This window comes from Marinobacter shunpengi, from assembly GCF_045449695.1.
Lineage (GTDB): Bacteria > Pseudomonadota > Gammaproteobacteria > Pseudomonadales > Oleiphilaceae > Marinobacter.
Map to the genome: position 1 here is coordinate 90,455 of NZ_JBJJKZ010000022.1, position 14,364 is coordinate 104,818.

12 protein-coding genes are annotated in these 14,364 nt (G+C 62.9%); 6 read left to right on the top strand and 6 right to left on the bottom strand.

Features of this window, described 5'->3' with window-relative positions; genetic code table 11:
• Positions 1-63: 63 nt before the first annotated feature.
• Together ACJO2E_RS18935 and mnmH are read right to left on the bottom strand one after the other, a co-directional pair.
• Entirely contained in the window at positions 64-921 is an 858-nt protein-coding gene (locus ACJO2E_RS18935; protein WP_406965936.1) for a mechanosensitive ion channel family protein, read from the bottom strand.
• Positions 922-1,020: 99 nt separating this feature from the next.
• Positions 1,021-2,112 carry a tRNA 2-selenouridine(34) synthase MnmH gene (mnmH, locus tag ACJO2E_RS18940; RefSeq protein ID WP_406965938.1) on the bottom strand — a complete coding sequence of 364 codons (1,092 nt, stop codon included), beginning with the start codon at positions 2,110-2,112 and terminating at the stop codon, positions 1,021-1,023.
• 155 nt (positions 2,113-2,267) lie between these two features.
• Between mnmH and ACJO2E_RS18945 the strand changes: the two genes are divergently transcribed.
• The gene (locus ACJO2E_RS18945) at positions 2,268-2,936 is read left to right on the top strand and encodes a class I SAM-dependent methyltransferase (protein WP_406965939.1); all 669 of its coding nucleotides are present in this window, start codon (positions 2,268-2,270) and stop codon (positions 2,934-2,936) included.
• 466 nt (positions 2,937-3,402) lie between these two features.
• Here the strand turns inward: ACJO2E_RS18945 and ACJO2E_RS18950 are convergent, their stop codons facing one another.
• Positions 3,403-3,789 carry a VanZ family protein gene (locus ACJO2E_RS18950; protein WP_406965940.1) on the bottom strand — a complete coding sequence of 129 codons (387 nt, stop codon included), beginning with the start codon at positions 3,787-3,789 and terminating at the stop codon, positions 3,403-3,405.
• 129 nt (positions 3,790-3,918) lie between these two features.
• Between ACJO2E_RS18950 and cysZ the strand changes: the two genes are divergently transcribed.
• The 4 genes from cysZ to crcB all read left to right on the top strand — a co-directional run bounded on the left by cysZ (position 3,919) and on the right by crcB (position 10,599).
• On the top strand, positions 3,919-4,677 hold the full coding sequence (gene cysZ, locus ACJO2E_RS18955) for a sulfate transporter CysZ (RefSeq protein WP_406965941.1): 759 nt from the start codon (positions 3,919-3,921) through the stop codon (positions 4,675-4,677).
• A gap of 60 nt (positions 4,678-4,737) precedes the next feature.
• Positions 4,738-7,578 (top strand): RNA polymerase-associated protein RapA, encoded by a 2,841-nt coding sequence (rapA, locus tag ACJO2E_RS18960; protein ID WP_406965942.1) that lies wholly within the window; start codon positions 4,738-4,740, stop codon positions 7,576-7,578.
• Positions 7,579-7,771: 193 nt separating this feature from the next.
• A complete protein-coding gene (locus tag ACJO2E_RS18965) occupies positions 7,772-10,216 on the top strand; it encodes an acyl-CoA dehydrogenase (protein ID WP_406966189.1) in 2,445 nt (814 codons plus the stop codon).
• Entirely contained in the window at positions 10,213-10,599 is a 387-nt protein-coding gene (gene crcB, locus ACJO2E_RS18970) for a fluoride efflux transporter CrcB (RefSeq protein ID WP_406965943.1), read from the top strand. The genes ACJO2E_RS18965 and crcB overlap by 4 nt, the downstream gene beginning before the upstream one ends.
• 114 nt (positions 10,600-10,713) lie before the next feature.
• On the opposite strand, the gene ACJO2E_RS18975 is transcribed toward crcB, so the two are convergent.
• Entirely contained in the window at positions 10,714-10,920 is a 207-nt protein-coding gene (locus tag ACJO2E_RS18975) for a cold-shock protein (protein WP_091853271.1), read from the bottom strand.
• Between the two features lie 315 nt (positions 10,921-11,235).
• Complete coding sequence (locus ACJO2E_RS18980; protein ID WP_406965944.1) at positions 11,236-12,036, bottom strand: dienelactone hydrolase family protein; 801 nt, start codon at positions 12,034-12,036, stop codon at positions 11,236-11,238.
• A 184-nt stretch (positions 12,037-12,220) separates the two neighbouring features.
• Between ACJO2E_RS18980 and ald the strand changes: the two genes are divergently transcribed.
• The gene (ald, locus tag ACJO2E_RS18985) at positions 12,221-13,354 is read left to right on the top strand and encodes an alanine dehydrogenase (protein WP_406965945.1); all 1,134 of its coding nucleotides are present in this window, start codon (positions 12,221-12,223) and stop codon (positions 13,352-13,354) included.
• Here the strand turns inward: ald and ACJO2E_RS18990 are convergent.
• Complete coding sequence (locus tag ACJO2E_RS18990; RefSeq protein ID WP_406965947.1) at positions 13,351-14,346, bottom strand: LLM class flavin-dependent oxidoreductase; 996 nt, start codon at positions 14,344-14,346, stop codon at positions 13,351-13,353. The genes ald and ACJO2E_RS18990 overlap by 4 nt on opposite strands.
• Positions 14,347-14,364 lie beyond the last annotated feature (18 nt).

Below are 14,364 nucleotides of genomic sequence, written 5' to 3' on the forward strand. Positions count from 1 at the left end.
CAGGCCTGCTGGGGGATGACATGGGAGGTGCCGGATCGCCCGGTGGGGCGACCCGGCAAGGGGTCACTCCGCCGTGTCCTGCCCGTCGTCGGAATGCTGGTAGATATGTACGTCCCGCTGCGGGAACGGGATGGAGATGCCTTCCTGATCAAAGGCCTTCTTGATCTTCTCGGTCAGCTCCCAGTAGGTGGGCCACAGATCGTCGGTCTTGACCCAGGGGCGGGCGAGGATGTTGACCGAGTTGTCTCCGAGGCCGGCAACGGCAATGGTGGGCGCCGGGTCCGACAGTACCTTGTCGTTCTCGTCAATGCAGCGTTTGATGATGTCCTTGGCCTTGTCGATATCATCGCCGTAACCGATGCCGAACGTCAGGTCGCAGCGCCGGGTGTCGTAGTAGCTGACGTTCACCAGGGATGCATTGGACAGTGACCCGTTGGGGATAATGATGCGGCGGTTATCGAAGGTGTTGACGATGGTGTACAGGATATTGATCTCGGCCACGGACCCGAGAAAGCCCTGGGCCTCAAGGGTGTCACCCACCTTGAACGGCTTGAAGATCAGGATCAGTACGCCACCGGCGAAATTGGCCAGGCTGCCCTGCAGCGCCAGGCCTACCGCCAGGCCGGCGGCACCGATGACCGCTATGAAGGAGGTGGTGGCGATGCCCACCATGGAAGCCACTGAAATCAGCAGCATGATCTTCAGCAGTGCGCCGATCAGGCCGCCCAGGAACTTCGCCAGGGTCGGATCCCTGGCCATGAGCCTGGCGTCGAGGAGCCTGACCACGCGGTTGATCAGCCAGAGACCAATGATCAGGGTCACAATGGCCAGTACCACCTTGGGGGCGTACTGCATGATCATCTCCACGGCGATGTCCAGCCATTCACTGGCCTTGCCGTTTGCTCCAAACAGGTCTTCCATACTGTCTCCTGATGCTTTCGAATGAGTGGTGGTTCCTGAGGTGGCGGTCACCAGGAACCGGACGCAACAAGGCGTCCGGAAGGCGGTGCGGCCCCGGGATTACTGCCGTGTCGCCCAGTCCGCCAGAGCCTGGGGCCCTCCTGCCATGGCAATCCGGCCGGACTTCTGGCTGAGCTGGTAGTCATACATTGGATCATAATAGTCGGTCAGTAATGACTTTATCCATCTTTCGTGGCCCGACAGGTCACCGGACTCCGCCTGCAGGGCCAGGGCGTCCTCCATGATCCGCCGCAGGCGCTGGTGGCGTTCGCCGCCCAGACGCTTGCGGACCCGGTCCAGGGCACTGAGCAGGTAGTCGCAGAAGTTCTCCCATCCGGCGGCCTCGCCATCGCGTTGCCGGTAATCGCGGAGCATGTCCTCCACGTAGTCCTCGCGGATAATGGCGATGCGCTCCGACAGCGGCCGCTCCAGGATCAGCAGCGGCGCCGAGGCCATTCGCTCCCTCAGGTCCAGTGGCAGGCTGCAGCGGCCCACCAGCCGGCCTTCATCCTCCAGGTAGATGGGGCCGCCCCGGTCCTGTGCCTTGAGCATGGCCACGGCGAGGGCGTTCTCGAAATCGATCTGGGACGGCTGCGGCGTCACCTGCCGGCCAAAGCTGGAACCCCGGTGGTTGGCCAGGCCCTCCAGGTCCACCGGGTTGGGCATGTCATGCAGTACCCGGGTCTTTCCGGTGCCGGTACGTCCGCTGATTACGTGGAAGGTGCCCTGCTGGATGACATCGTCCAGGGAATCGATCAGGAAACGGCGCAGGGCCTTATAACCCCCCTTGACCAGGGGGTAGTCAATACCGGCTTCCTTCAGCCACTGCTGGGTCAGCCGTGACCGTAACCCGCCCCGGAAGCAGAACAGGTAGCCGTCCGGGTGTTGGATGGCGAACCGCTTCCAGGCCTCAATCCGCTCGGCCTTGATGTCGCCGGCAACCAGTTGGTGGCCCAGGCGGATGGCTTCCTCCTGGCCCTTCTCCTTGTAGCAGATACCGACCCGGTGGCGCTCCTCGTCGTTCATCAGGGGCGCGTTGGCGGTGTTCGGGAAACTGCCCCGGGCGTACTCAACGGGGGCTCTCACGTCCATCAACGGGGTGTCGTTCAGGAAGAGCTGACGGAACTGGTCTGTGTCGGGACGGATACTCATGCCTGCAGATTGTCATCCATCAGGTGAAAAAGGGACGCTAGTATAACGGACCCGCCGTGGCACTGTCGTGAATGCGGCGGGTGTCCCGTCTGGCAATGACCACATTTTTGCAGCGCCCGTGTAGAATACGACCGTTCCGATTTCTGAGGCAATCCATGACGACACTACCACCGGTGCCAGCCGGACTGGCCGATGCCATCCGACGTACCCTTCCCCGGGGCCGCCTGGCCATGTCGAGGCCGGCAGGGTGCCCGTCACTGCCGCTGTACCTGTTCGACCCCGGGGTTCTCGAAGGACCGCTGAGCCATGATGAGGCCCAGGCGGTGGTGGCCGAGCCTGCCTACTGGTCGTTCTGCTGGGCCAGCGGCCAGGTTCTGGCCCAATGGATTCTGGATCATCCGGAGGTGGTGGAAGGACGGCGGGTGCTGGACTTTGGTTCCGGGTCCGGCATTGTGGCGGTAGCTGCTGCCAGGGCCGGTGCCGCTGAAGTCATTGCCTGTGACCTGGACGAGGATGCCCTGGCGGCCGCCCAGGCCAATGCCGCCCTGAATGGGGTGCGTATTACACCCTGTAATGACTGGCACCGGCGCCCCGCGTCGCTGGACCTGATTACCGCGGCGGACGTGCTCTATGACAAGGACAACCGGCCATTCCTGCAGGCGTTCCGCCAGGCGGCGGGAGAGGTCCTGCTGGCGGACTCCCGGGTCCGGGACCTGGAGGAACCGGGGTATCGTGTGACGGGAACCGCTTCCGCAACAACCTGGCCGGATCTGAATGAATTTGAGGAGTTCAACCAGGTACGGCTGTACCGGGCCGGCGGATAATCCGCAAACACAAAAAAGAAGAGGGCAACCCTTTCGGATTGCCCTCGTCGGAACAGGTCGTGGCGTCCATGCCCTGGTGCAACCATCCTGCTGCTGTATTGTCCTGGCCATTTCCCTGGCGCCGGCGTCCTAGCCAGCGGTCCGTAATAGGTTTTCCCTTAAGCCTTTTATCCGTAAGGTCCCTGCTTCCCCCCACCGTCCTGTGAGGAGCATCCGATGCGTCTTCCTCTTCCTTGTCATCCCTGACGGTTCCCACTATACCAAGCTGAAAATTCCAAGCGCATGACAAAACCATGATGTTTCTGTCACAGGTCGATGTACGGAATGTTAATTCCTTTAAAAAACAGCGCAGTAGATATTTCTTGCTTCGTTGGATCGGCATCGCCCACGCGATGTTGCGACGGATTCTCACATCAATGTAGGAAATATCTCACACGAGGAATGGGCAAAATAGCAAACCCGGCTTTCAGCCTTGCGGGTGTCTGTTCCACAGTCGGTAAAACGCTGTCATCAAGCCGTACCCCAACAGGATGCCAACGACATCGGCGAGCAGGTCGGTCATGGCAAAATCCCGCCACGGTGTAATCGACTGTCCCAGCTCCAGCGCCAGGCCGAAACCGGTGAGCACCAGCAGGGGGACCGGCAGCCCGAGCAGTGGCCAGCCGAGCCGTGTCAGGATGGCCAGCTCCATGAACGCCATCATGTGGTTAATCTTGTCACTGGTGGCGGAGGGTATCGGGTAGGGCTCGCTGGTGAACCCAAGCCAGGTAATGGACGCGATGGAGATACAGAACAGTGTTCGCCAGAGTGGTTGAAGCCTGATCAGTCTGTGGAGGAGTTCTGGAAGTCGCATAACCTGTCCGGCTGTGGGTGTTACCTGGAAGCCTGCTTGTATCAAGGGGCACTGGGCCTGTTCTGGGCCTCCATGGCTTCATGATATGCTTTGCGCCCCGTCATCGCCACGCGTCATGAGGCTGCGAGCATGTTGCAAGGTAACTTTTTCCAGGGCCTGGGCTACCTCGGTGAGGGGTTCGGGTTGATCCGGCAGCCGGGATTGCGGCTGTTTGTCATCATTCCCCTGATCCTCAACCTCCTGCTGTTTGTCGTCCTTTTCTGGGCCATGGCCGAGGGCTTCGCCATGCTTATCGGCATTGTCATGGGCTGGCTGCCTGACTGGCAGTGGCTCCAGGCCCTGGACTGGTTGTTCTGGCTGTTATACGCCGTGGTGATACTGCTGGTTTTCGCTTACGGTTTCGTCATCCTGGCGAACCTGATCGGTTCCCCGTTCTATGGCTTCCTGTCGGAGCAGACCGAAAAGTTCCTCACCGGCCAGGAGGTCAGTGACGAAGGGGGCTGGATGCAGATATTCAAGGATATTCCCCGGGCCCTGGGTCGGGAAGTCCAGAAGATTCTCTATTACCTGCCCCGGGCCCTGCTACTGTTTATTATCGGCCTGATTCCGGTGGTGAACCTGGTGGCGGCGGTGCTCTGGTTCGCCTTCAACAGCTGGATGATGTCACTGCAGTACGTGGACTACCCTGCGGACAACCACCGTGTCAGTTTCGGGGCGCTGCGCCGGCGCCTGGCTGCCCGGCGTCTCAGCGCCATGGGATTCGGTCTGCCGGTGGCGCTGTTGGCGATGGTACCGGTGGTGAATCTGTTCGTGGTGCCGGCGGCGGTCTGTGGGGCCACCGCATTCTGGGTCAGGGAGCCTGATCCGACGGCCATCACCCACCGTTAATACGACTGGGGCAACGACAGTGCCCCACCATGATTGCCATTGAACTGATTGGGAGGATTCTTGGAAGCACCTGCTTTTGCCATTGGCCAGCGTTGGGTCAGTCATTCGGATGCGGCCCTGGGCCTGGGGATTGTCACGGATGTCGCGGGTCGTACCGTTACCCTCGGATTTCCGGCGTCGGATGAGGAGCGGACCTACGCCATCGACAGTGCGCCCCTGTCCCGTATCGTCTTCCAGATGGGAGAGGCCATCGAAACCTTTGACGGCCAGGTGCTCACGGTTCAGGCGGTGGAAGACCGGGGGGGCGTACTGATGTACCACGCCGCCGATGACACCGGTAACCTGCAGGAAGTCTCGGAAGTCCGCCTGGCCAGCCAGGTGAACTTCTCGGCCCCCCATCAGCGGCTGTTTGCCGGCCAGTTCGACCGTAACGGTGCCTTCCGCCTGCGCCTGGCGACCCTGGAACACCAGGACCGCCTGTCCCAGTCGCCGGTACAGGGGCTGCTGGGGGCCCGAACCCAGCACCTGCCCCACCAGCTCTACATCGCCCACGAGGTGGCCAGCCGCTATGCCCCGAGGGTGCTGCTGGCGGATGAGGTGGGGCTGGGCAAGACCATCGAGGCCGGCCTGATCCTCCATTACCAGTTACACACCGGCCTTGCCCGGCGGGTGCTGCTGGTGGTGCCGGATTCCCTGATCCACCAGTGGCTGGTGGAAATGCTGCGGCGGTTTAACCTGCGCTTCTCCATCGTGGACCACTCGAGCTACGAGGCCCTCACCGAGTCGGAGCCGGAGGAAGAGGAAAAACCCAACCCCTTCGAGCAGAGCCAACTGGTACTGTGTTCCCTGGACTTTATCACCGGCCATACCCTGGCTCAGCGGGATGCGGTGGCGGCAGGCTGGGATCTGATGGTGGTGGACGAGGCCCATCACCTGGACTGGAGCCCCGAGCAGGCCAGCGCCGAGTATGCGACGGTGGAGAGCCTGGCCGAGGAAACCCGGGGCCTGCTGTTGCTGACGGCGACACCGGAGCAGGCCGGGGAGGAGAGTCATTTTGCCCGCCTGCGGCTGCTGGACCCGGCCCGCTTCCACGACCTGGAAAGCTTTCGCCGTCAGGAGCGGGACTACCAGGCCATCAACGAGGTCGTCCGGGAGTTGCTGGCATCCGGCGAACCCCCATCGCCGGAGCGCCAGGAAACACTGGCACAGTGGCTGGGTGATGACCTGGACGGCCTGATGCAGGCGGAAGATCCGGTGAACGCCATCGTGGATGCCCTGCTGGACCGCCATGGCACCGGTCGCGTGCTGTTCCGTAATACCCGGTCCTCGGTCCGGGGATTTCCTGAGCGCCGGCTGCAGACAGTGGCCCTGCCGTGCCCGGAACGGTACCGGCAGGAGGGTGACCTCCGGGGCATCGCCGGCCTCACCCCCGAAATGCGCCTGTCGGACGAGACCTGGCTTGCAGAGGATCCACGGGTGCAGTGGCTGGAGCAGACCCTCAAGTCCCTAAAGCGGGAGAAAGTGGTGGTCATCTGTGCCCATGCCGAAACCGCCATGACGCTGGAGGTTCACTTGCAGTTGCGGGCCGGCATCCGCAGCGCCGCCTTTCATGAGCACCTGAGCCTGATCGAGCGGGACCGGGCGGCGGCCTATTTCGCCGAGGAGGAGCAGGGGGCCCAGGCACTGATTTGTTCCGAAATCGGCAGCGAAGGACGCAACTTCCAGTTTGCCCGACACCTGGTGCTGTTTGACCTTCCCGCCAACCCGGACCTGCTGGAACAGCGCATCGGGCGCCTGGACCGGATCGGCCAGGGCGATGTGATCGAGATACACGTACCCTACCTGGAGGGGACCACGGCGGAGTTGCAGATGCAGTGGTTCCGGGACGGGCTGGATGCGTTCGAGCAGAGCTGCGCCATTGGCATGCCCGTCCTCGACCAGGTCAGGGACCAGTGGCAGATGGTGATGGACGGCGCCGCCGACGGCATCGATGAACTGGTGGCCCGCACCGCCACCCTGGCCGGCGACCTGCGGGCGAAACTGGAAGCGGGTCGGGATGCCCTGATCGAACTCAACTCCTGCCGGCCGCAGGTGGCGGCTGCCCTGATCCGGGACATTGAACAGGAGGAGGATGACAGCCGCCTGCGTGACTACCTCCATACCGCCTGCGATATCTTCGGGGTGGACGTGGAGGAGCATTCCGCCGACACCGATATCCTTCGGCCCAGCGAGCAACGGCATTCCGGGCAACTGGAACTGGTGCCGGACGAGGGTATGACGGCCACCTTTAGCCGGGAAAAGGCCCTCCAGCGTGAGGACCTCGCCTTCATGAGTTGGGAACACCCGGTACTGACCGGAGTGATGGACTCGGTACTGGGGTCCGGCCTGGGCAAGGCGGCCCTTTCCACCATTTCGGTGAAAGGGCTGCAGCCGGGCACCGTGATGATGGAGGCGGTGTTCGTGGTGCACTGTCCCGCCCCGGACAACCTGCAACTGTCCCGGTACCTGCCGCTGTCACCCCTTCGGGTGCTGGTGGACGTTAACGGCCGGGATCTGTCGGAGGTGTTGCCCCACGACCGCCTCAACGGCATGTGTTCCAATATCCCCCGCCGCACTGCCCAGTCCGTGGTGCCGAGGGTACGTGCCGAAGTGGAGACCCTGGTGGACCACGCCCGGGTGCTGGCGGAGCCGCGCTTCGAGCCGGCGCGGGATGCCGCCCTGGCCGGGGTCCGCCGGATGCTGGAGCCTGAGATTCACCGGCTGGAGGCGCTGAAACGCCACAACCCCGCCGTGCGGGATGAGGAAATCCATTATTTCCGGGAGCAGCTTGCCGCCGCCGAGGATGCCATCGGGCGAGCGGAGCTGGCCATGGAGGCCATACGGGTGGTGATTACCGCGTAAAGGGTGTGCCGTTCGCCTGGCGTGTTACAGTCCATCAGGACTCGGCAAATCAACGCATTGTTAGGCCGGAGCGCTGGCCAGTTCCCATCCGTTCCGGTAATTTTGGCGTACACAAGGCAGAAAGTTTCAAGGAGGGCCTTCGCTGGCCTGATCCATTTTTGGACCACTGTCCGGAGGACAAGAGAGCCCTATGATGACCCTGATACTGTTTATCCTGGCGGCCGCCGCCCTGCTGGCCGTGATGCGGCGTGAAGCCGGTGCCAAACCCGCCATCGCCGTCCTGGTGGTATTTGGCCTGCTGTCATGGATCTTCGCTTCTGGCTGGCTGACCCTGCTGCTGTTTGCCGGCGCCGTGGTGACCGCAGCCGCCGGCCTGCCCCGGTTCCGTCGGAGCTGGCTGACCCCGCGGGCCTTTGCCATGTTCAAGAAAGTGGCCCCCAAGGTGTCCGCCACCGAGCAGGTGGCGCTGGATGCCGGTACGGTGGGCTGGGACGGCGAACTCTTCACCGGTCGTCCTGACTGGCACAACCTGCTGATCAACCGCAATACCGGCCTGACCGAAGAGGAGCAGGCGTTCCTGGACAACCAGTGTGTGAAAGCGGTGTCCATGTGCAACGCCTGGGACATTGCCGTTGAGCGGGCGGATTTGCCTCCGGAACTCTGGGAGTTCATCAAGAAGGAAAAATTCCTCGGCATGATCATTCCCAGGGAGTACGGGGGCCTCGGTTTCTCCGCCAAGGCACAGTCGGCGGTGTTGCAGCGCCTGGCCGCCAACGAGGTACTGATGACCTCGGTGGGCGTGCCCAACTCCCTGGGCCCCGGCGAGCTGCTGCTCAAGTATGGTACCGACGAGCAGAAAGACCACTACCTGCCACGGCTGGCGGACGGTCGTGAGATTCCCTGTTTCGGCCTGACCGGCCCCCGGGCGGGTTCCGACGCCACGTCGCTGCCGGACACCGGTATCGTGTGTAAGGGCACCTACGATGGCAAGGAAGTGCTGGGCCTGAAGCTCAATTTCGAGAAACGCTGGATCACCCTGGCGCCCATTGCCACTGTAGTGGGGCTGGCGTTCCGTATGTTCGACCCGGATGGCCTGCTTGGCGAGGAAAAGGACCTGGGCATCACCTGTGCCCTGATTCCCCGGGATACCGACGGCATGGAGATCGGCCGTCGTCACTGGCCCATCGGCAGCCCGTTCATGAACGGGCCCATCGTTGGCAAGGACGTCTTCATTCCGCTGGACTTCATTATCGGTGGGCCGGAAATGGCCGGTGAAGGCTGGCGCATGCTGGTGGAGTGCCTGTCCGTGGGCCGCTGCATTACCCTGCCGTCCGGAGCCGCCGGTTCCGCTGCCACCTCGGTGGGCGTGGCCGGGGGCTATACCCGGGTGCGTCGCCAGTTCAATACCCCGGTGGCCGAAATGGAAGGTGTGCAGGAAGCCCTGGGGCGTATTGGTGGCTACTGCTACATCGCCCAGTCGGCGGTGCTGCAGACCGCCAATATGGTGGACAACGGTGAAAAGCCGGCAGTGCCGTCCGCCATCCTCAAGTACCAGTTGACGGAAATGCAGCGGGCCACGCTCACCGACGCCATGGACGTGCATGGCGGCAAGACGGTGACCCTGGGGCCCCGCAACTACCTGGGGATCGGGTTCTCCGCCGCGCCGGTGTCCATCACTGTGGAAGGCGCCAATATCATGACCCGCAGCCTGATGATCTTCGGCCAGGGCGCGATCCGTTGCCATCCCTATGTGCTGAAGGAACTGGCGGCCAAGGACAACGACGACGAGAAGGCCTTCGATGAGGCCTTCTTCAGCCATGCCGGGCTGATCTTCGGTAACGCCGCCCGGGCCTTTACCCAGGCGCTGGGCTTCGGCAGGGCCGAGGTGCCGTTCGACAGCACCGCCCGTCGCTACGCCCAGGGCGTGGCCCGGTTCAGCGCCGCCTTCGGCCTGTGTTCCGATGCCGCCATGACCACCCTGGGCTCGCAGCTCAAGATGCGGGAGCTGATCTCCGCCCGGCTGGGTGACATGCTGGCGAACCTGTACATGGCGTCCATGGTGCTCAAGCACTGGCATGAGACCCAGCCGGTGGAAGGGGAGGCCGACCTGCTGGAATACAGCATGGGCCTGCTGCTGTATCGTACCGAGAATGCCCTGGATGAGCTGCTGCAGAACCTGCCGAACCGGCCGGTGGCCATGGCCCTGCGGGCCATCACCATGCCCCTGGGCCGTCGCTGGGACAAGCCCCACGACGACCTGACCCGTCGTGTGGCCCGGGCCATCTCCACCGATACCCCGGTACGGACCAAGCTGCTGACGCCTATCTCCCAGGCGGGTGGCGACGACAAGCCCAATCCGGTGGCCCAGTACAATGCCCTGCTGAAGGATTATGAGCGGGCCGAGGGCATCTACCGGAAGGTGGGCAAGGCGGCGGCCAAGGGGGAGCTGCCCATGGAGGCGCTGCATCCGGAAGAGCAGTTCGAGGCCGCCCGCAAGGCGGATATCCTCAGCGAGGAGGAAATCACCTTCATGCGTGAGTACGAGAAGAACGTACTCGAGATGCTGACGGTGGATGACTTCGCTTTCGATGCCCTGGCCATGGACAAGTCCACCCTGATTGACCATAACCCGGCATGAACGGCTGGGCATTCCTGGCAGTCAGCGTTGGCGCCGTTATCGGCGCCAACCTGCGCTGGGCGCTTAGCCTCTGGTTCAACAGTCCGCATCATACCCTGCAGCCTGGCACCCTGGTGGCCAACCTGGTGGGAGCCGGGCTGGCCGGCTTTCTCATCAACTGGTTCAGCCACAGTTCCCTGTCACCGGAGTGGCGGTTGCTGGCGATCACCGGGCTGTGCGGCGCGCTGACCACCTTCTCCACTTTCTCACTGGAGCTGATGGGCGCTATCGAGGCAGACAAATGGTTGATGGCCCTGGTCAGTATCCTGGTCCACGTGCTGGGTTCCCTGGCCATGGTAGGCGTGGGCATGTGGGTGTACGGTCTGTCCCGGTCCCTGGGTTGATCCTGCCTGGGCAAGGACGGATCGGGAAGCAACAAAAAAGGCAGCCATGTGGCTGCCTTTTTTATGTCGATGGCACTCAGTGCTGCGTGAATGCCACCTTCGCTGAAGCCTGATTTACAGGGCTACAACGTTCTCCGCCTGAGGACCTTTCTGGCCCTGGGTGACGGTGAACTCGACCTGCTGGCCTTCGGCCAGGGTCTTGAAGCCGCTGCCCTGGATGGCACTGTAGTGAACGAAAACGTCCGGACCGGACTCACGGGTGATGAAACCAAAGCCTTTCGCTTCGTTGAAGAACTTAACAGTACCGGTAACAGTAGACATACTCGATTTTCCTGTATTCAAAACACTTACTAGATATTGTCCTTGCAATCGCGCCGGGATGCCGGACTCCGCTGCAGGACCTTCGGGAGGAAACACAGAACTGCGGATTCAAAAACAGGACGGATGCACCACTGCAGAAGAGAGATACGCCTTGATTATGAAATGCTTTACTGATCTTTCCTGAATCTGACTCTACTCCTGCTTTTCGGTGAATACCAGTCCTTTGTTAACAAAAAATTCCGTAGTTCTACTTACCGGATAGCAGCCGCAAAACGACTGATATCCGGTGGTTGTGTTGTGTGCCGGACAGGCAATTCAGTCCTGGAATATCTCCTGGTAGAAGGCCATGGTGCCCTCCCAGGAACGTTCCGCGGCCTCCCGGTCATACCCCACCGGCATGTCGTGCTCCGCGGCAATGGCATCCGCGCCCGGATTCATGAAGGAATGCAGTACGCCCGGAAAGCTGGTCACCGAGAAGTCCGCTTGCGCCTGCTGCATGCTGGTGACAAAGCCGCCCACCTGATCGGCGGGCACCATCTGGTCTGCCCCGCCTGTGTAAACCTGGATGCGGGCCGTGATATCGCCGGGCTCGGGCCCGATGGGGCTACCGAGAGCGCCGTGGTAGCTCACCACGCCATCCAGGTCCATGCCCATGCGCGCCATATTGAGCACCACCGCCCCGCCGAAGCAGTAGCCCTGGGCGGCAATGCGGTCATCGTCCACCGTCGGGTGTGCCTGCAGCTCTTCCATGGCGGCGGTGAAACGGGCCTTGAGTGCCTGGGGGTCGCCGGTGGCTTCCTTCATGAACGCCTGCGCCTCACTGGGATGCTCGGTCACCTTGCCTTCCCCGTACATATCCAGGGCGAAGGCGGTATAACCGGCGGCGGCAAGCTTCTCGGCCTGATCCCGGGCGAACTCGTTGTGGCCCCACCATTCGTGGACCACGAGGACCCCGGGGCGGGCTCCTTCAACACTGTCATTCCAGGCCAGGTAACCGGTGAATTCCTGGCCGTCCACCGTGTAGGTGACGGTTTCGGTCTGTAGCTGCGCGTGTGCCAAACCGCCAGCCAGTGACAGGGCAATACCGGTAGCAATGGGAGTAAGGCGTGAAGTCATACGTAAATCCTTCTGATTGCTGGGCTGGTCCGGCCGCCAGTCCTGCGGGGCCGGTATCCCGTTGATGATAGATCACTTTCGTTTTACGACGCGAATCCGACCGCGGATGGACCGGCGGTATTCGGGAATTTCCGGTTTACGACACTATACTTCTGTCACACGGGACGTTTCGGGGAGTTGGCCTATGCGCATAGGTGTGCCAAAAGAGATCAAGAACCACGAGTACCGGGTTGGCATGACCCCGTCTGCGGTCCGGGAGCTGACCCGGGATGGTCACGAGGTACTGGTACAGACATCGGCAGGTGCCGCCATTGGTTTTACCGACGACGACTACCGGCGGGCCGGTGCCGCCCTGGAATCCTCGGCGGAGGCGGTGTTCCGCAATGCCGAACTGATCGTCAAGGTGAAGGAGCCCCAGGCCGGGGAGCGCCAGCTGCTGACTCCGGACCAGACCCTGTTCACCTATCTTCACCTGGCGCCCGATGAAGCCCAGACCCGGGACCTGGTGGCCTCCGGGGCGACCTGCATTGCCTACGAGACGGTGACCGATGACTATGGCCGCCTGCCACTACTGGCCCCCATGTCGGAGGTGGCCGGACGCATGTCGGTACAGGCCGGCGCCCACTGCCTGGAACGGGAGCGAGGCGGGCGTGGCGTGCTGCTCGGTGGCGTGCCGGGTGTCAGTCCGGCACGGGTGACCATCATCGGTGCCGGCATGGTGGGGCAGAATGCCCTGGCCATGGCAGCGGGTATGGGGGCGGACGTGTCCATTCTCGACGTTAACCTGGAGGTGCTACGGGCCCTGGACCAGCGCTATGGCAACCGCATCCGCACGGTTTTCTCCAGCGCCGACCAGCTTGACCAGTGCGTGACCGAGGCGGACCTGGTGATCGGTGCGGTGCTGATCCCCGGTGCCTCGGCCCCCAAACTGGTGACCCGGGACATGCTGCGCCGCATGCCCGACGGCAGCGTACTGGTGGATGTGGCCATCGACCAGGGGGGCTGTGCCGAGACCTCCCGGCCCACCACCCACGATGATCCGGTATTTATTGAGGAGGGGGTGGTGCACTACTGCGTGGCCAATATGCCCGGGGCCGTGGCCCGCACCTCGACACTGGCACTGACCAACGCCACCCTGCCGTTTATCCGCCAGTTGGCGAACCTGGGGCCGGTCCGGGCCATGCGCGATAACCCCCATCTTCTGGCGGGCCTGAACGTCTGCCACGGTCAGGTTACCTACCGGGAGGTGGCCCAGGCCCATGGCCTGGACTATGCGGAGCCGGCATCCGCGCTTGCGGGTTCTTCAGCAGCCTGTTAAAGCGAGTCCCGCACCTCCGCCAGAATATCCAGGGCGTGGCGCCGCCGGCCCGGGTCGTACAGGTCCACGGTGAACATGAGTTCGTCCACCTCCACGGTGGCCAGGATCTGCTCCAGGCGCTGGCGGATGTTGTCGGCATCCCCCAGCAGTTGCAGGGCCAGGAAATCCCGCACGCCGGCTTCCTCGGCCGGACTCCAGAGACCGTCCATGGATTCCACCGGCGGCTTCATCCACAGGGGCTGGCCACGGAACAGCGCCAGGATCCGCTGGTAGCTGGTGGTGGTCAGGTGGTGGGCCTCATCCAGGGAATCGGCGGGGGCCGCCGGCAGGCACAGCATGGCGTGGGGGCGCTGCAGCTGTTCCGATGGTCGGAAGTGCTCCCGGTAGACCTTCAGGGCCTCCCGGTACAGGCGCGGTGCGAAATGCCCGGCGAAGGCGTAGGGCAGGCCGCGGAGGGCCGCCAGTTGGGCACTGAACAGGGATGACCCCAGCAGCCAGATAGGCACGTTGGTGCCGGCGCCGGGAATGGCTTTCACCTGCTGGCCGGGTTGGAGGGGACCCAGCAGTTCCTGCAGCCGCTCCACATCGTCGGGAAACTGCTCGGCACCAATGCCGTCCCGGCGCAAGGCCCGGCTGGTGATGGGGTCGGTGCCGGGGGCGCGGCCCAGACCCAGGTCAATTCGCCCCGGGTACAGACATTCGAGGGTGCCGAACTGCTCGGCAATCACCAGCGGCGGGTGGTTGGGCAGCATGACGCCGCCGGAACCGACGCGGATACGCTCCGTCTGGCCGGCGATATGGCCAATCAGCACGGAGGTGGCTGAACTGCTGATGCCTTCCATGTTGTGGTGTTCCGCCAGCCAGAAGCGGTTGAAAGCCAGGCTTTCGGCATGACGTGCGTAGGCTACACTGTTTGACAGTGTCTGCGATACGGAATCGCCTTCCCTGACGGATGCAAGCTCCAGTAAAGAAAACGGTTTCTTGGATGGCATGGCTGCTCCGGAGTTACG